This is a genomic window from Pseudarthrobacter sp. HLT1-3, assembly GCF_059383535.1.
Genome location: NZ_JBWZCJ010000001.1, coordinates 44838 through 60844, shown reverse-complemented (window position 1 = coordinate 60844; position 16007 = coordinate 44838). Strand labels below are relative to the sequence as shown.

General features: G+C 67.4%; 15 protein-coding genes and 1 riboswitch. Of the genes, 8 read left to right on the top strand and 7 right to left on the bottom strand.

Going from position 1 to position 16007, the window contains the following annotated elements:
- Positions 1-936 (bottom strand): SDR family NAD(P)-dependent oxidoreductase, encoded by a 936-nt coding sequence (locus AC50X9_RS00265; RefSeq protein ID WP_494888874.1) that lies wholly within the window; start codon positions 934-936, stop codon positions 1-3.
- Between the two features lie 343 nt (positions 937-1279).
- Between AC50X9_RS00265 and AC50X9_RS00260 the strand changes: the two genes are divergently transcribed.
- From AC50X9_RS00260 to AC50X9_RS00250, 3 genes are all read left to right on the top strand, one after another.
- Positions 1280-1774 carry a MarR family winged helix-turn-helix transcriptional regulator gene (locus AC50X9_RS00260; RefSeq protein ID WP_494888872.1) on the top strand — a complete coding sequence of 165 codons (495 nt, stop codon included), beginning with the start codon at positions 1280-1282 and terminating at the stop codon, positions 1772-1774.
- Positions 1775-1864: 90 nt separating this feature from the next.
- A complete protein-coding gene (locus AC50X9_RS00255) occupies positions 1865-2431 on the top strand; it encodes a low molecular weight protein-tyrosine-phosphatase (RefSeq protein WP_494888870.1) in 567 nt (188 codons plus the stop codon).
- On the top strand, positions 2428-4515 hold the full coding sequence (locus tag AC50X9_RS00250; RefSeq protein ID WP_494888868.1) for a chorismate-binding protein: 2088 nt from the start codon (positions 2428-2430) through the stop codon (positions 4513-4515). The genes AC50X9_RS00255 and AC50X9_RS00250 overlap by 4 nt, the downstream gene beginning before the upstream one ends.
- A 6-nt stretch (positions 4516-4521) precedes the next feature.
- Here AC50X9_RS00250 and cls read toward each other — a convergent pair whose 3' ends face one another.
- Entirely contained in the window at positions 4522-5997 is a 1476-nt protein-coding gene (gene cls, locus AC50X9_RS00245) for a cardiolipin synthase (RefSeq protein WP_494888866.1), read from the bottom strand.
- Positions 5998-6090: 93 nt separating this feature from the next.
- Here cls and AC50X9_RS00240 point away from each other — a divergent pair, with 93 nt between their 5' ends.
- The 4 genes from AC50X9_RS00240 to AC50X9_RS00225 all read left to right on the top strand — a co-directional run bounded on the left by AC50X9_RS00240 (position 6091) and on the right by AC50X9_RS00225 (position 9275).
- Complete coding sequence (locus tag AC50X9_RS00240) at positions 6091-7053, top strand: aminodeoxychorismate lyase (RefSeq protein ID WP_494888864.1); 963 nt, start codon at positions 6091-6093, stop codon at positions 7051-7053.
- A gap of 157 nt (positions 7054-7210) precedes the next feature.
- Positions 7211-7325, top strand: a riboswitch (SAM riboswitch).
- Positions 7326-7422: 97 nt separating this feature from the next.
- Positions 7423-7650 (top strand): DUF1737 domain-containing protein, encoded by a 228-nt coding sequence (locus AC50X9_RS00235; protein ID WP_494889484.1) that lies wholly within the window; start codon positions 7423-7425, stop codon positions 7648-7650.
- Positions 7647-8066, top strand: a complete 420-nt coding sequence (locus tag AC50X9_RS00230; protein WP_494888862.1) for a rhodanese-like domain-containing protein — start codon at positions 7647-7649, stop codon at positions 8064-8066. Before AC50X9_RS00235 ends, AC50X9_RS00230 begins: the two co-directional genes overlap by 4 nt.
- Positions 8067-9275 carry an O-succinylhomoserine sulfhydrylase gene (locus AC50X9_RS00225; RefSeq protein WP_494888857.1) on the top strand — a complete coding sequence of 403 codons (1209 nt, stop codon included), beginning with the start codon at positions 8067-8069 and terminating at the stop codon, positions 9273-9275.
- A gap of 33 nt (positions 9276-9308) precedes the next feature.
- Here the strand turns inward: AC50X9_RS00225 and AC50X9_RS00220 are convergent, their stop codons facing one another.
- Together AC50X9_RS00220 and AC50X9_RS00215 are read right to left on the bottom strand one after the other, a co-directional pair.
- Positions 9309-10475, bottom strand: a complete 1167-nt coding sequence (locus tag AC50X9_RS00220) for an NAD(P)/FAD-dependent oxidoreductase (protein WP_494888852.1) — start codon at positions 10473-10475, stop codon at positions 9309-9311.
- Positions 10476-10477: 2 nt separating this feature from the next.
- Positions 10478-10663, bottom strand: coding sequence for a ferredoxin (locus AC50X9_RS00215; protein WP_494888850.1), 186 nt, complete (start codon positions 10661-10663; stop codon positions 10478-10480).
- A gap of 463 nt (positions 10664-11126) precedes the next feature.
- Here AC50X9_RS00215 and AC50X9_RS00210 point away from each other — a divergent pair, with 463 nt between their 5' ends.
- Positions 11127-12080, top strand: coding sequence for a LysR family transcriptional regulator (locus AC50X9_RS00210; protein WP_494888848.1), 954 nt, complete (start codon positions 11127-11129; stop codon positions 12078-12080).
- Between the two features lie 289 nt (positions 12081-12369).
- Here AC50X9_RS00210 and AC50X9_RS00205 read toward each other — a convergent pair whose 3' ends face one another.
- The 3 genes from AC50X9_RS00205 to AC50X9_RS00195 all read right to left on the bottom strand — a co-directional run bounded on the left by AC50X9_RS00205 (position 12370) and on the right by AC50X9_RS00195 (position 15986).
- Entirely contained in the window at positions 12370-13557 is a 1188-nt protein-coding gene (locus AC50X9_RS00205) for a glutamate--cysteine ligase 2 (protein WP_494888846.1), read from the bottom strand.
- 118 nt (positions 13558-13675) lie between these two features.
- Positions 13676-15199: a UDP-N-acetylglucosamine 1-carboxyvinyltransferase gene (locus tag AC50X9_RS00200; protein WP_494888844.1), complete on the bottom strand. Its 1524-nt coding sequence runs from the start codon at positions 15197-15199 to the stop codon at positions 13676-13678.
- Positions 15200-15389: 190 nt separating this feature from the next.
- The gene (locus AC50X9_RS00195; protein ID WP_494888842.1) at positions 15390-15986 is read right to left on the bottom strand and encodes a hypothetical protein; all 597 of its coding nucleotides are present in this window, start codon (positions 15984-15986) and stop codon (positions 15390-15392) included.
- Between the last annotated feature and the right edge of the window lie 21 nt (positions 15987-16007).

Here is a 16007-nt window from a genome sequence, read left to right as displayed (position 1 = left end):
TCAGCGGACTTCTGCCGGTTCGGGCTTGAGGTCTTCGGGAAGCGGCAGGAATTCCTCGCCCACGCTCTGCAGTTTATCGCCGAAGAGCTTCCCGAAGTTATCGATCAGGTCGGCATAGCCCCAGCCACCTTCGCGGTACTCCGTAACGGCAGCCTCCGGGTGGGTCCACAGCTGCAGGCGGTCTCCGCCGGCGCCGATGGCCTGGCCGGTGATGCCGGCCGCTTCGTCGGAGGCGAGGAAGGCAATGAGTCCGGCGACGTCGGCGGCGGTGCCGAAGCCGAGCTCGTGGCGGAAGAAGGCCGGCATGGCCTCGCCACGCTCGTCCGCTTCGACGGCCTTCTGGAAGTACGGGACCGTCTTGGTCATGGCGGTGGCGGCCACCGGGATCACGGCGTTGGCGGTAACGCCGGCCTTCTTCATTTCCAGGGCCCAGGTGCGGACCATGCCGACGATGCCGGCCTTGGCGGCCGCGTAGTTGGTCTGGCCGAAGTTGCCGCGCTGTCCGGTGGGCGAGCCGATGGTAATGATGCGGCCGGCTATGCCGTTCTCCTTGAAGTAGGCGAAAGCTTCGCGGGCGCAGGTGAAGGTGCCCTTCAGGTGGACATTGATCACGGCATCGAAGTCCTCGTCGGTCATCTTCAGCAGGGACTTGTCCCGCAGGATGCCGGCGTTGGTGACCAGGATGTCGAGCCGGCCGAAGGACTCCGCTGCCTTCTGCACGAGCTGCCGGGCGGCTTCGGTGCTGCCCACCGGCGCGACGACGGCGACGGCACGGCCGCCGTCAGACTCAATGGTCCGGACCGCTTCGGCTGCGACCGCGGCGTCGACGTCGTTGATGACGACGGCGGCACCCTGGCGGGCGAGCTCCCGGGCGTAGGCCAGGCCGAGTCCCCGGCCGCTTCCGGTGACGATTGCGACTTTTCCTGACAGGCTCATAATGCTCCTTTGCACTGCGCCTTGCGGCGGGTATCCCTCGGAAGCCTGTGTATGTGAGGCACATCTCCCTTGACTGCTTCAATTAGAAACGTAATCCTTGAAAATGTCAATCATTTATTTATGCATTCAAAATAGCGTCCGGACGTGAAGAAGCACCTCCGTGCCGGATATTCCGGAAGCCCTTCAGCGGACTGGCACCCCGGGACGCCGTCAGCGTCCAGTCCCTCGCAAACCCGGAGGCGATGGAATGGTTCATCGCCCAAGCACAGAGCTACCGGGAGCGCGAGAACAGTGCGATCATTGAATAATTCAACGAACCGGTCTTCACTGCCCGAAAGGCGTCATGACACTCCAGGCAACTGCCGCCGTCGAAAGCTCCGGCGGGGCTTCCAGACGGCTGGCGGACTCAAGCATCAGCACTGACATCGGCTTCCTGCTGGCCAAGCTGCACGCGGCTGGCAGCGTGCTCAACAACGCCGCACTTGCGGAGTTCGGGCTGAAAGAGCGGTCCTACTCCGTACTGGCGCTGGCATGCAGCAATCTGGGACCCACGCAACGCGAACTCGCTGAATTCCTCAGCCTCGATCCCAGCCAGATCGTGGCCCTTATCGATGAGCTGGAACAGCGCGGACTGGTGGAGAGAAAACCGGGAACCGCCGACCGGCGGCAGAAACTGGTGTCCGCCACAAGCGCGGGACGCACCCTGCATGCTGCCGCCCAGAAAGCCACCCAGGCCGCGGAAGCACGCCAACTGGCGATGCTTACCGGCGGGGAGGTGGCGTCACTGCGGTCCATTCTCCGCAAGGCCGTCTGGACCGGGACTCCCGAGAACCGTTAGTTCGAAATCTGTAAACTCCAAGTGACTAATTTGTAATATCCGGAGCCCGGAAACTAGCCAACAGGTCCCGCATGATTCATCCTTAGCACTATGACCTCAATGCCGAGCCAGTACCGGATCATCACGGTCTGCACCGGGAACATCTGCCGGTCGCCGATGGCCGAACTGATGCTGGCCGAGTCCATGGCCACCGCGGGTCTGGCCGGCACCGTGGTGGATTCGGCAGGAATCACGGCCTTTGAAGCGGGACGTCCGATTGACCCGCGGGCCGCCCGGAAGCTCACCGCCAAGGGGATTTCGTCGGACCGTCATGTGGCACGGGAATGGGACTCCGGCTGGTTCCACAACCGCGAGCTCATCCTGGCCCTCGATGTGGACCACTTCGGCTGGCTGCAGCAGACGGCGCCGGACGACAGGTCCTTGGCGAAGATCAGGATGCTTCGCAGCTTCGATCCGGCCGTAGCGGGCAAGGACCCCCTCGATCAGGGGATTGAAGACCCCTGGTACGGGGGCCACGCGGACTTCGACCTCACCTGGGACCTGATCCACGCCGCGCTTCCCGGGATCGTGGCGCACGTCCGGGCTGAGCTCGCGCAGCGACGGCCCGACCTGCGAAATCCCGGCTCAACAGGGCACCGGGTACGCTCTATTTCATGAGTCCCGCACCCGTCATCATCGCCATCGACGGACGATCCGGCGCCGGCAAGACCACCCTGGCGATCGAACTGGCGGCGCGGCTCCGCGAGCACCACAAGGTTTCCCTCTTTCACCTCGAGGACATTTACCCCGGCTGGAACGGGCTGATGGCAGGCATTGAGCGCTACGCCACAACGGTCCTGGCCCCGCTGCACCGCGGCGAGAAGGCCGAATGGGTCAGCTGGGACTGGACGGCGCACTACGACGGCGATGTCCGCACCACCCAGCCCGCCGAAATTGTCCTGGTGGAAGGCGTGGGAGCGGCCGCGGCGGCCGCCCGCCCCTTCCTGAGCGCAGTGATCTGGACCGATTCGCCCGAACCGGACCGGCGCAGCAGGGCCCTGGCCCGCGACGGTGACAGCTACGAACCCTACTGGGACCAATGGGCCGCGCAGGAGCAGGAGTGGCTGGCCGTGGACGACGTCCCCGCCGGGGCCGACGTCCGGGTGCTCAACCTGGCTGACGGCGCCGCTCCGGCGGATGTGCTGCAGGCGCTCCAGTACCTTCCGTCGCTGTCGCCCGTACTGCTCCCGGAACTTGCCGCCCGCCGCGGCCTCGAGCTCCGCGCGGAACGGATCGACGCCGCCCCGGACCCGGCCGCGCTGTTCGAGACCCTTTTCGGCCGCTCAGCCAATGCCGTCTGGCTCGATTCATCATTGAATCCGCGGGATACCGGGCCGGAGGGCGGCCCGGGGCCGGAAGGCAGCGCCGCTGCGGAACGGAGCCGCTTCAGCATCCTGGCGGACGACGGCGGCCCGTTCGGCCAGTCGGTCCGGCACCGTTCGGGGACAACCAGTGTGAGCGTCGGCACCGCCGTCGTCCGTGCTGAAGGGCCATTCTTCCGCTGGCTTGACGGTGTCTGGGGCCGCCGCCGGCTCCAGGGCCCGGAGGGCTACCCCTGCGACTTCACTTTGGGCTGGCTTGGCTACCTCGGCTACGAACTCAAACGTGAGACCGGCGGCAGCGACGTCACGGCCGAAACGCCCGATGCCTGCCTGCTGTTCGCCGGCCGCGCCGTGGTCCTGGACCACGTGCAGCACACGGTCTGGCTGCTGGCACTGGACTCTGCCGGCGCCGCGGACTGGCTGGACACGGCGCGCGCCGCCGCGGTCGAGGGACCCTCCGGGCGGCCGGCGGCGGGCGGCAGCGGCGCCGTCGAACCTCCCGCCGCCGGCTCCGCTCCGCCGGACTTCGCGGCACGGGACTCGGAAATCTCCTATAAGGCCAAAGTCACCGACGCACAGCATGAGATCGCCGAGGGCAACACGTACGAGGTCTGCCTGACCACCGCGCTGACGGCCGAACTTCCCGCCGCCGCCCCGGCCCCGTTCCAGTCCTATGTGGCGCTGCGCCGGAGGAATCCCGCCCCTTTCGCGAGCTACCTGCGGTTCGGGGACCTCACGGTGGCGAGCACCTCGCCGGAGCGCTTCCTTCGGATCACGGCCGACGGCGGGATGCGGGCGGAGCCGATCAAGGGGACCCGGCACCGGGACCCGGACCCGGCCAAGGACGCGCTGCTGCGGCAGGAGCTGGCGTCCTCGCCGAAGGACCGCGCCGAGAACATCATGATCGTGGACCTGCTGCGCAACGACCTCAGCCACTTCGCGGTGCCGGGTTCGGTCTCGGTCAGCCGGCTCTGCGCGATCGAAAGCTACGCCACGGTGCACCAGATGGTGAGCACCATCGATGCCCGCCTCCGGCCCGGGATGCCCCGGGCCGAGGCGGTCGCGGCGTGTTTCCCCGCCGGGTCCATGACCGGCGCGCCGAAGGTCAGCACGATGGCCATCCTGGACCGGCTCGAGGGTGCACCCCGGGGGATCTACGCCGGCGCGATCGGCTATTTCTCGCTCAGCGGCGCGGCCGATCTCGCCGTCGCCATCCGGACCCTTGTGCTCACCGGGCGGGCCGGGGGCCGAACCGGACTCAGCCTCGGCGTCGGCGGCGCGATCACGGCGGATTCCTCGCCGCAGGAGGAGTACGAGGAGATCCGGACCAAGGCCTTCGGCGTGCTCTCTGCCCTCGGCGCGGAGTTCCCGGCCGGCTGACGCAGGCTACTGCAGGGTGGACGTCAGCCGCGCGACGTTGTCCACGTATTTGACGCCAATGGGCCGCTTCATCCAGTCCTCGAGCGTCAGTTCGCGCGATATGTCCCGGTAAGCGTCCTCCACGGCGCTGATCCGCCGCACGATGTCCTCGCCCAGAAGCATCACCGAGACCTCCAGGTTCAGCGAGAAGGAGCGCATGTCCATGTTGCTGGAACCCAGCACGGCCACCTCGTTGTCAATCGTGAAGTGCTTGGCGTGCAGCACAAACGGCGCCTTGTACAGGTAGATCCGCACGCCGGCTTCCAGCAGCGCCTCATAGTAGGACTGCTGGGCGTGGTGGACCAGGAACTGGTCACCCTTTTCCGAGACGAAGAGTTCGACGTCGACGCCGCGCTGCGCCGCCGTCGTCACCGCGTACAGCAGCGAATCATCCGGAACGAAGTAGGGGCTGCAGATCGAGATGGTGCGCTGTGCCGAGTAGATCAGCGTGTTGAAGAGCCGCAGGTTGTTTTCGGTGATGAAGCCGGGCCCGCTGGGCACCACCTGCGCCGTGATGTTGCCGGCGTGCAGTTCGGGGCGGTGCGCGAGCTGGCCCTCCAGCGACTCATCGGTCTCGCTGAGCCAGTCGGTGGCGAAGACGACGTTGAGGGTGGTGACGATCGGCCCGCGCAGGCACGCCATCAGCTCGACCCATTCGCGGCCGAGCTTGCGGTGCCGCGGGTTGTTGTAGGAGGGCTCGATCAGGTTCTGCGAACCGGTGAAGGCGACCTCGCCGTCGATCACCATGATCTTGCGGTGGTTGCGCAGGTCCGGGCGGCGCCACTGCCCCTGCAGCGGGTTCAGCGGAAGCATGGGCCGCCAGCGGATCTTGCTGGCCTTGAGCCGGGCGATCAGCCGGCGGTAGCCCTTGATCCGCAGCGTCCCCAGGTGGTCGAACAGGAGGCGGACCTCAACGCCGCGCTCGGCGGCCTCTTCCATCGCGGTCAGCAAGTCGTCGGTAACGTGGTCCGAGCTCAGGATGTAAAACTCGGCATTGACGAAGGTCTCGGCCTTGCGGACGGCGGCGGCCATGGCCTTGATGGAGTCCGGGTAGCCGGGCAGGAGCTCGACATAGTTGCCGTCGACCATCGGCAGCGAGCCCAGGGTCTTGTTCAATTCCGCCGCGGAGGACACCCATTCCGGGCCCTCGTAGCCGCTTTCCTGCATTGCCAGATCGGACGCGCCGGCGCGCACCCGGGTGTTCACGGCGTCCTGCTGCGCCCGGCGTTTGCGGGAGAGGCGGAAGTTGCCGAAGAGCAGGAAGAGGACCACGCCCACCGCCGGGACGAAGAAAATGACCAGGAGCCAGGCCATGGCCGTGGTAGGACGGCGGTTTCCCGGGATGATGCCGAGAGCCACCACCCGGATGACGAGGTCGACCACGGTCAGAATCAGGATCACCCACGACGGAAGCGTTTCCGCCAGCGAAAATGGCCACAACACAGGCGAACCCCTCAAGTTCCAGACCCGCGGAACAGTTCCGGAACGGGCAACCTTCAAATCCTAACCCGCGGCATGCCGCACTAAGCTGAAGCCATGACTTCTCCTGCCGCCGCCCCCGCCCCTGCCCCGGTGCTGGTCTTCCTGGATCCCGCGTTCGACGACGGCCGGCTGGCCGATGCCACCAAGCCACAGCTGATGGCGACGGACCAGGGCGCCACCCGCGGCGACGGGGTCTTCGAGTCATTGCTGGCCGTGGGCGGGCAGCCGCGCAAGCTCCAGGCGCACCTGAACCGGCTCGCCGGGTCCGCCCGGCTGCTCGACCTGGACATCCCGGCCGAGGACGCCTGGCGCCGGGCGATCACGACGGCTATCAGCGAATACCGGCGCCAGCACGTGCCGGGCGCCGCGAGCAGCACTGACGACGAACTCGTGGTCAAGCTCCTCGTGACCCGCGGCGTCGAAGGTGCAGCCAGGCCCACCTGCTGGGTCCAGGCCTCCGCCCCCGGACCGGCCGGGAGGCGCCAGCGCGAGACCGGGGTCGACGTCATCCTGCTGGACCGCGGCTATGACAGCGAAGTAGGGGAGCGGGCGCCGTGGCTGCTCATGGGCGCCAAGACACTCTCCTACGCCGTCAACATGGCCGCACTCCGCTACGCGCACGCCCAGGGCGCGGACGACGTCATCTTCACCTCGGCGGATGGCCGGGTCCTGGAGGGCCCGACGTCGACCGTGCTGCTCGCGCACCTGGAGACCTCCGACGACGGGGCCGGCGCGGTCCGCACCGTCCGGCGGCTCATCACGCCCCAGCTCGACAGCGGGATCCTGCCCGGCACCTCGCAGGGTGCCCTGTTCACAGCGGCCAAGGCCGCCGGCTGGGAGCTGGGCTACGGCCCGCTGGAGCCGCAGGACCTGTACGACGCCGACGCGGTCTGGCTGATCTCGAGCATCCGGCTGCTGGCGCCCGTCAACCACATCGACGGCAAGGAAATCGGCACCCCGGAGCTGCGCCGGCAACTCACGGCGGAGCTCAACGCGCTCTACGCCACCATCGAGTAGCCCCGCCCCACACTCCAAACCCCAACGCGGGGTCACCTACGGCCCATCCGGGACGGCGGAATGGGCCGTAGGTGACCCCGCGTTGGGGTTGATCCCGTTACCTAACATGACGGCGGCGGCTCTGCGGGCCGGCGCCGAAGGTGTTACGTTTTTGGTGAGTAATGAGACCCGGCGCCAAGCCCTGACTGGCCGGTCGGCAACCCTCCCTTTCGCGGCGGGGTGCCTCAGGTGAATACTCGGCATATCGACCATTCGAGCTGCAAGCGTGAAAGAAGGAGATCCGTCGTGCCTGACGCGTCCGCCCCCGCTGTCCCCGTTACAGCACCAGTCCCAGCCCCCGCCGCCGCATCCGGCCCCGCCGAAGCGAAACTGGCCTACCGCCTGTTCACCGGCCCCGATGACCGCGGCTTCTGCGAGCGCGTCTCAGCCGCCCTCGCCGACGGTTATGTGCTGCACGGCAACCCGGCCGCGACGTTCAACGGCAGCAGCGTCATTGTGGCCCAGGCCGTCGTCCTGCCGGCAGCGATCGCCAGCGCCGACGCCGCCGTCGCCAACGCCGTGGACGACCTTGAGTTCGACGGCGAGGGCCTCGCGTGAGCTACGCCGGGGACCTCAGCCCGCACGAGGCCTGGGCCAAGCTTGAGGACGGCGCCATCCTGGTGGACGTCCGCACCGAGGGCGAATGGGCCCACATCGGCATCCCGGACACCGCGTCCGCGGGCGACCGGCGGAACGATCCGCTCTTCATCCAGTGGAACCTCGCCGGCGGCATCCCCAACACGCGGTTCGTGGAACAACTGACCCTGCAGGCGCCCGCGGGCGACGGCACCGATCTGGTGTTCCTGTGCCGTTCCGGGGCACGGTCCATCGCCGCGGCGATCGCCGCGACCGAGGCAGGCTTCACCTCCTACAACGTGCTCGAAGGCTTTGAAGGCGAACCGGACCGCAACGGCGAACGCACCGTCAACGGTTGGAAAAACCGCGGCCTGCCCACCAACGCCGGAAAGCACTAAGTGGGCTTCAACCCTGACGCCGCCGGCTGGAGTGCCGACACCCAGGCTGTCCGCGGCGGACTCGACCGCACCGGTTTCCAGGAGACGTCCGAGCCGATCTTCCTGAACTCCGGCTTCGTGTACGAATCCGCGGCCGCCGCGGAGCGCGCCTTCACCGGCGAGGACGAGCGGTTTGTCTACTCCCGCTACGGCAACCCCTCGGTGGCCACCTTCCAGGAACGGCTCCGGCTGCTGGAAGGAACCGAGGCCTGTTTCGCCACCGCCTCAGGCATGTCCGCGGTTTTCACCGCGCTCGGCGCCCTGCTGGCTGCCGGCGACCGGGTGGTCGCGGCCCGTTCGCTGTTCGGCTCGTGCTTCGTCATCCTCAACGAGATCCTGCCCCGTTGGGGTGTGGAAACGGTCTTCGTGGACGGCCCGGACCTGGCGCAGTGGCAGGCGGCGCTCTCGGAACCCACGACGGCCGTCTTCTTCGAGTCGCCGTCGAACCCTATGCAGGAGATCGTGGACATCGCGGCCGTAAGCGAACTGGCGCACGCCGCCGGTGCGACGGTCGTCGTCGACAATGTCTTTGCCACTCCCCTGCTGCAGCGCTGCGGCGAACTCGGCGCGGATGTGATCGTGTATTCCGGGACCAAACACATCGACGGGCAGGGCCGGGTGCTCGGCGGCGCGATCCTGGGCACCAAGGAGTTCATCGGGGGTCCGGTCAAGCAGCTGATGCGCCACACCGGCCCGGCGCTCTCGGCTTTCAACGCCTGGGTGCTGACCAAGGGGCTGGAGACCATGGCCCTGCGGGTGAACCACTCCTCCGCGTCGGCACTGCGGCTGGCCGAGTGGCTCGAGGAACAGCCTGCGGTCAGCTGGGTCAGGTACCCGCTGCTGCCGTCCCATCCGCAGTTCGACCTGGCCGCCCGGCAGATGAAGGCAGGCGGCACCGTGCTGACGTTCGAGCTGTCCCCGTCCGGCGGTCGTTCCGCGAAAGAGGCCGCCTTCGCGCTGCTGGATGCGCTGCGGATCATCGACATCTCCAACAACCTGGGCGACTCGAAGTCCCTCATCACCCACCCCGCAACCACAACGCACCGCGCGATGGGCCCCGACGGCCGGGCGGCGATCGGGCTGAGCGACGGCGTGGTGCGGCTCTCCGTGGGCCTTGAGGACCTCGATGACCTGGTCCGCGACCTCGGCCAGGCGCTCAAACAGGTCTAGCGTCTGCAGCCGGACTTCCCGCACCGCTGACGGTCAGGCAGCCGGGGACGTTACTGCGGGAGCGGCCTCACTCAGTCGCCGCAGCTTCGGAATGGCGATCCGCTTGTTGAGGGCGACGGCGGTGCCGGAACCATCATCGTGGGACCAGCGCAGGAGGGCCGGGCCTTCGCGGGGATCGCCTTCGAGGAAGTCAGGGGCGCCGCCCAGGGGCAGGAAGCCGCTCGCCTTCAGGCTGAGGCCGAACTGCTCGGTCCAGAAGTACGGCTGGAAGTCGAGCTCGGCCGCGTCATCGCCCCGTACCAGTGCCAGCGCCGCGGCCTTGCTCTGCTCGATGGCGCTGGTCCACAGCGGAACGCGGTGGATGCCGCGCCTGGTCGGGAACGCGGCCACATCTCCCGCGGCGATGATGCCGGGCCGGACGCGCCCGCGGGAGTCGACTTCGAGCCGGCCGTTGGTCAGCAGGCCACTCGAGGCCAGCCACTCGACGTTGGGCGCGTCCCCCACGGCGCTGATCACGAGCCCGGCCTCAAGGGTTGAACCGTCGGCGAGCGCAACCAGCGTGCGGTCGCCGGCGTCTCGCAGTTCGACCGCGGCGGACGGGGCGAGCTTCAGACCGCGGCTGAGGGCAGCTGCCACGAAAACGTCGGACAGGTACGGACCCAGCTGCCGGGTCAGGGGACGGTCCTGCGCCGCGACGGTCACCTCGCACCCCACGGAGAGGCAGCCGGAGGCGATCTCCATCCCTAGCGCACCGCCACCGATGACGACGACGGACGGACGGTCTGCCAGCCGGCGGCGCAGCGCCAGCGCATCGTCGAGATTGCGCAGGGTAAGTTCTTCCCCGCCGGCGCCCGGATGTCCAGCGGGGCCGAGGCGCCGTGCCCGGGAGCCGGTGGCGATGACCAGGCCGTCGAACGGCAGTTCGCTGCCGTCGTCGAGGTGCACGCGCTTCCGGCCGGGATCGAGCCGCGTGGCGGTCCTGCCCAGGATCTCCTGTGCCTCGTGGGTCGACGCAGGCAGCTGGTGGGAGGTCATGTCGTCGGAGTCCAGGAGGGCAGCCTTGGACAGCGCGGGACGACTGTACGGCGCATGGTGCTCATCGCCGACGATGCTCAGGTCTCCGTCGAAACCGGCGGCCCTTAGGGAGTCACCGGCGGTAAGGCCGGCTATGCCGTTTCCGACGACGACGACGCGTTCCATGCTCATTCCAGCCGCAGCGCGGCAACCGGGCAGACGCGAACCGCGGCCTTCGCCGGTTCAAGATCGCGGTCGACCGTTTCGACGTCCAGCACAAGTTCGCCCTCATTGTCGAGGTGCATCAGCTGGGGGGCGACTTCCTCGCACAGGCCGTGGCCTTCGCAGCGCGGTCGGTCAAGGACAATCTTCATGACTTTCTCCTTTGAATACCGGAATACAGTGGCGTGCCTCACACCGTCCTTTTGAGCTTCCCAGCTGAAGGACAAGTCGGCAAATGAATAATTCTCATCATTCATATGCAGGGCGTGAATGAATCGGTAAACTGAGGGACCCGCGCCGGACAGACCGCGCGCTGAACTGAGGTGCGCGATGGAAGTTATGCCGGGACTGAGCTGGAATGTGAAAGACAGCCTTGTTTCGTATGTAGAGGCCTCGAGGACGGCGTCGCGGAAGCGTCCGCCCCCGCCTCCCGATCGGGGACGGGGTTCTTCTTTCCCTGGAGCCTCGAGTCTCTCCAGCGGACGAAAGGGACAGACGGTTCCGTTCGTTTGGAGCTGGCAGCATCCTTGACGGGGCAGGGGAAAATCCTGCCGGGCGGGAAGTACGCCGTCGGCCGGCCGCTGAGTCCAGTCCGCGTCGTCCTCAGCGAGCGTCATGCCTAGCAACCTGGAACAATCCGGAACGGACGGAGAGCTGGCCCGGCTGGCGTCGGTGGACCTCAACCTGCTGGTGCCGCTTCTGGCGCTGCTTGACGAGCGGTCGGTGACCAACGCGGCGAGCAGAATCGGGCTGTCCCAGCCGGCCATGAGCCACGGGCTGACGCGCATGCGGCGGATGTTCAATGACGAACTTCTCGTGCGGCAGGGGCGCGGAATGGTCCTGACGCCGCGGGCCGCGGAACTCCTCCCGGCCTTGCGGCAGACGCTCACGCAGACGGCCCGGCTGGTCAACGCCGCGCCGTTTGACCCCGCCACCGACGGCCGCCTGATCACCGTGGCCATGACGAACAGCACGGCGTTCGTCATCGGCAGCACGATCACCCGGCTCCTGGCGGAACGTGCGCCGAACACGGTCCTACGGTTGCGCACCACGTCCTCCGCCACCATCGCGGTATTCGCGGAGGACGCGGCCGACGTCATCCTGCTTCCCGAAACGTTCGCCACGCCGTACCCCCGCGAGCGCCTGTACGACGACCGCTGGGTTGTCGTCACATCGTGGGAGTCACCGCGGGATGCCGATGCGCTGGAGCTGCTGGAGGTCGTGCCCCACGTTGTGTTGGACGCGTCCCCGGAACGCCTCCGGCCGTATGAAATCCTCGACGAACACCAGGTGCCGTACAGGGTCCGCCAGCGCGTGTCCGACTACCTCTTCATTCCGCATCTGATCGCCCGCGCCGGCGGGGTGGCTGTCCACCGGTATCAGGTCGGCCTGGAATTCGAGGGCCGCTTCGACCTGCGCATGGAGGAGTTCCCCTTCCCCATCCAGACCCTGGGCATCGACATGGTCTGGAATCCCTGGCTCGCGGAGGACCCGTTCAAGGACTGGTTGCGCGGGATCCTCGTGGAGGCCGCCGCTCCGTTGCGGGCCAGATACGGTCCACCCGCATAAATCATTCAGCGCACGCATGGGTTATATGCGGATTATTCACTTCCGTTATGGGTGGCCTGTGGTCTTGAATGGTCTGAGCGGTGATGGGGGGCGGATCTCAATGAGGCGCTGGGAAACTGGGAAGTCTTCTCCTCCAACGCTGACGCCTTCAACGAGCCAATGAACGCCGCCCCGGGACGAGCCTGGCGACCGTCGGGGAGCCCGAGCGCCAGATCAGCAACATGACCCACAACCTCAACAAGCTGCCCGTGCTCTTGGTCGAGCCTGCCTGAGCCGCGGCAAGTGGGGTTCAGCCGCGGCGGACCCGGCCCAGGGACGAACCCTCATCGGCCGGGTCCCCGACGGCCGCTTCACGCATGGTCACTTCGACGGCCTGTTCGACGACGGCGGCCAGCCCGCCGGAGCGGAACGGCCGCCGCTGCAGCTCCGAACCGGTGCCTTCCGCCAGGATCCGGGCGACGCCGTCCTGCACGAGTTCCAGCTCGCCCTGCTCCTCCAGCACAGGAGCCACGAAGTCCACCAGGGCGTGGACAACGTCCGCGGCCGGGGCAGGGGTGAAGGTTCCGAAGTCCAGCAGCTGGCCGCGGAGGCCGCAGTTGCTGGCCTGCCAGGCGGCCATCCGCAGGAGCAGCGTGGGCACCGGGGCGGGATCGACGCCGTCGTTCCATTCCCGGGACGCTGACTCCACAAGGGCACGCACCAGCACGGCGATCAACGCCGCGTCCTCGGCCCGCAGGCAGACATCGGCGACCCGGACCTCCACGGTGGGGTGATGCCGGCACAGCCGCGCGTCGAAATAGACCATGCCCTCGTCCATCAGGACGCCGCTTTCCACCAGCCGGGTGACCACGCGCCGGTACACCGGCAGGCTGCCGAAGATCATCGTGGGACCGGAGCCGGGCCAGCGGTTCCACGCCTGCGTGCGGTAGCTTTCGAACCCGGTTTCCGCGCCGTTCCAGAAGGGGGAGTTCGCGCTGAGGGCGATCAGAACGGCGAGCTTGTCGCGGATGCGGTCCATCACCGCCACGCCTTCCTCCGGGGACTCCACAAACGTGTGGACGTGGAGGCCGCAGGTGAGCTGGTTCCGGACCGTGAGCCCGAAGCGCCGCTGCATGGTCACATAGCGCTGCTTCGGCGTCAGGTGCGTGGCGGAGCCCTGGGGCGAGGTGGCGAGGGCGGCAACGCGGCCGCCGTGCAGCCGGGCTGCCTGGTCGGCGAGGGCCCGGCCCTGCTTGAGCTGCCGGAGCATACCGGTGTAGTCCCGGCACGGCCGCGTCTGGGTCTCAATCTGTTCCAGCTTGAGCTCATAGCTGAAGTCGGCTTCCTCGTGGACCGGCTCCCCTACGGCGTCGTCGGCCCCGCCGGCATCCGGCGTCGGCGGCACAAGGGTGGGCAGCATGACGTCCGCGAGGGCAAGCAGCATCCCCGTTTCGGGATCCACTATGAGCAGTTCTTCCTCCACGCCGAAGGTCCGCATGTTTCTATTGTGCGACAGGATCCGCCGAAAGGCCCCCCAACGCGGGGTCACTTAGCGCGGATGGGGAGCCCGGGACGGGCCCGATCTGACCCCGCGTTGCTGGGGTTGCTGGGCGGAGTCAGTCCTGGAAATACTCGATCTTGGCGCCAATGGTGTTGAGCCGCTCCGCCAGGTCCTCGTAGCCGCGCTCGATCACGTAAATGTTGCGCAGTTCGGAGACGCCGCGGGCGGCGAGCATCGCCAGCAGCAGGCAGGCAGCGGGGCGGAGGGCCGGCGGGCAGCCCACCTCTGCCGCGCGCCACCGAGTGGGCCCGTTGACGTAGATCCGATGCGGGTCAAGCAGCTGCACCTGGGCGCCGAGTTTGTTCAGCTCGGTGAGGTAGATCGCACGGTTGTCGTAGACCCAGTCGTGGATCAGGGTCTGCCCGTGCGCATTCGCGGCGATGACCGCGAAGAACGGCAGGTTGTCGATGTTCAGCCCGGGAAAGGGCATCGGGTGGATCTTGTCCTCCGGGGCGCGCAGTTCCGAGGGCTTGGTGGTCACGTCCACCAGCCGGGTGTGCCCGTTGCGGGCCAGGTACTCCCCGGACACTTCGAGCCGCTGGCCCATCTGTTCCAGCGTCGCGAGCTCGATTTCCATGAATTCGATCGGAACGCGGCGGATGGTGACTTCCGAGTTGGTGACGATGCCGGCGGTGATCAGGCTCATCGCCTCGATCGGGTCTTCGGAGGGGAAGTACTCGATGTCGACGTCGACGTCGGGGTGGCCGGTGATCTTCAGGGTGGTGGTGCCCACGCCCTGGATCTCGACGCCGAGCATCTGAAGGTAGAAGCAGAGGTCCTGCACCATGTAGTTGGGACTGGCGTTGCGGATGATCGTGGTGCCGCTGCGGTGGGCGGCGGCCATGATGGCGTTTTCGGTGACGGTGTCGCCGCGTTCGCTGAGCACGAAGGAGCGGTCGCGACCGTCCGGCGGCGGCGCCTGCACCGTATAGAAGCCGGTCGTGGCATCTACGCTGAGCCCGAACTGCCGCAGCGCCTGCATGTGCGGCTGCACGGTGCGGGTGCCGAGGTCGCAGCCGCCCGCATACGGCAACCGGTATTCGGCGGCTTCGTCCAGGAGCGGGCCCAGCAGCATGATGACGCTGCGGGTCCGGCGGGCGGCCTCGACGTCCATCGAGCCGAGGTCCAGGACCGCGGGACGGCGGATCTGCAGATCGTTGGCGTTGAGCCAGGTGCATTCGACGCCGATGCTGGTCAGCACCTCGACGATCCGGTTGACCTCTTCGATCCGGGCCAGCCTGCGCAGGGTTGTGGTGCCGCGGTTGATCAGGCTGGCGCAGAGCAGTGCGACGCCGGCGTTCTTGCTGGTGTTCACGTCGACCGAGCCGGACAGGGTGCGGCCGCCCTCCACCCGGAGGTGCGTCATCGCCGGCCGGCCCACCTTGAGGATGCTCCGGCCGAGAATCGCCTCCAGCCGCTGGATCATTTTCAGGCTCAGGTTTTGCTTGCCCTGTTCCATCCGCGCGACGGCGCTCTGGCTGGTTCCCAGCTCGGCAGCGAGCTGCTCCTGGGTCCAGCCCTTCTCGCCGCGGGCGGCGCGGAGCAGGGCGCCAACGTGTTCAGCAGTCTCTAGAGTCATACCAAAAAAATATCACGCATGAGCTATTGAAGGCGCTTTTCCTCGGATAAATGGCACTGATCTCACAGGCCTATCCGCTTCGTGCGATAACCGGACGATTCGCGGCTTGGGTAGCAACAAGTTTTTAGAAGCCCACCGGGCAGGGCGGTCACGGCCATGGCCAGACAGTGGCAGGCTGTGGATTCGAACCCTAGGACTGGCGTTCCGGCTTTGTTTGCCGGTCTTTCGTGTCGGTCTCGAAGGGCGCGCCTGCGGCCGGCGGCTCGCCCGCCGCGAGACGGTCCGACTCTCGAGCCCCAACAACAGACTGGGCTCCACCGGACCCGGCTTCGGCAGGTGAGGGTCCAGGCGGTACGCCCCCGGTTGTTCGTGCCGAGCCTGTCACGATCCTCTGCCCCTCGGTCATGGCGGGGTCGTTAAACACCTGCTCGACGGGCGCCTCGCCTGTCTTCGCCCGTTCCGGATGCGAATGATCCCCCTGCGCCTCGGTCCCCGCCTCCGCGACGTCGACCGCTTCTCCCACATCTGCACCGCTACGGGAATCATCTGTCTGGGCGTCCGCACCGGACGAGGCGCGCCGGGCCTGAGATCTATCCTCTTGGGCGCCGTGCAAATTATCGCCCGACTCTGGTTCTACTGGGTTGGCATGGGTTTCCGGTGTGCCCATATCCGGGTCGATCTTGCTGGCCAGGTCATTGGCGGACTCCTCCGGGGGGCCGTCAATAGACTGCTGTCGGCCCAGGTCGCCGTCGCGGTCCGCCCTATCGTTTTCAGGGTTCTTGTCCATCAGGTCGATCCTCCGTCTGGC

Coding starts and splice junctions, on each gene's coding strand:
- AC50X9_RS00210 (WP_494888848.1), top strand. CDS start 11,127: ATGCCTAGCAACCTGGAACAATCCGGAACGGACGGAGAGCTGGCCCGG.
- AC50X9_RS00195 (WP_494888842.1), bottom strand. CDS start 15,986: ATGGACAAGAACCCTGAAAACGATAGGGCGGACCGCGACGGCGACCTG.
- AC50X9_RS00260 (WP_494888872.1), top strand. CDS start 1,280: ATGACACTCCAGGCAACTGCCGCCGTCGAAAGCTCCGGCGGGGCTTCC.
- AC50X9_RS00205 (WP_494888846.1), bottom strand. CDS start 13,557: ATGCGGACCTTCGGCGTGGAGGAAGAACTGCTCATAGTGGATCCCGAA.
- AC50X9_RS00250 (WP_494888868.1), top strand. CDS start 2,428: ATGAGTCCCGCACCCGTCATCATCGCCATCGACGGACGATCCGGCGCC.
- AC50X9_RS00200 (WP_494888844.1), bottom strand. CDS start 15,199: ATGACTCTAGAGACTGCTGAACACGTTGGCGCCCTGCTCCGCGCCGCC.
- AC50X9_RS00240 (WP_494888864.1), top strand. CDS start 6,091: ATGACTTCTCCTGCCGCCGCCCCCGCCCCTGCCCCGGTGCTGGTCTTC.
- AC50X9_RS00265 (WP_494888874.1), bottom strand. CDS start 936: ATGAGCCTGTCAGGAAAAGTCGCAATCGTCACCGGAAGCGGCCGGGGA.
- AC50X9_RS00215 (WP_494888850.1), bottom strand. CDS start 10,663: ATGAAGATTGTCCTTGACCGACCGCGCTGCGAAGGCCACGGCCTGTGC.
- AC50X9_RS00255 (WP_494888870.1), top strand. CDS start 1,865: ATGACCTCAATGCCGAGCCAGTACCGGATCATCACGGTCTGCACCGGG.
- AC50X9_RS00220 (WP_494888852.1), bottom strand. CDS start 10,475: ATGGAACGCGTCGTCGTCGTCGGAAACGGCATAGCCGGCCTTACCGCC.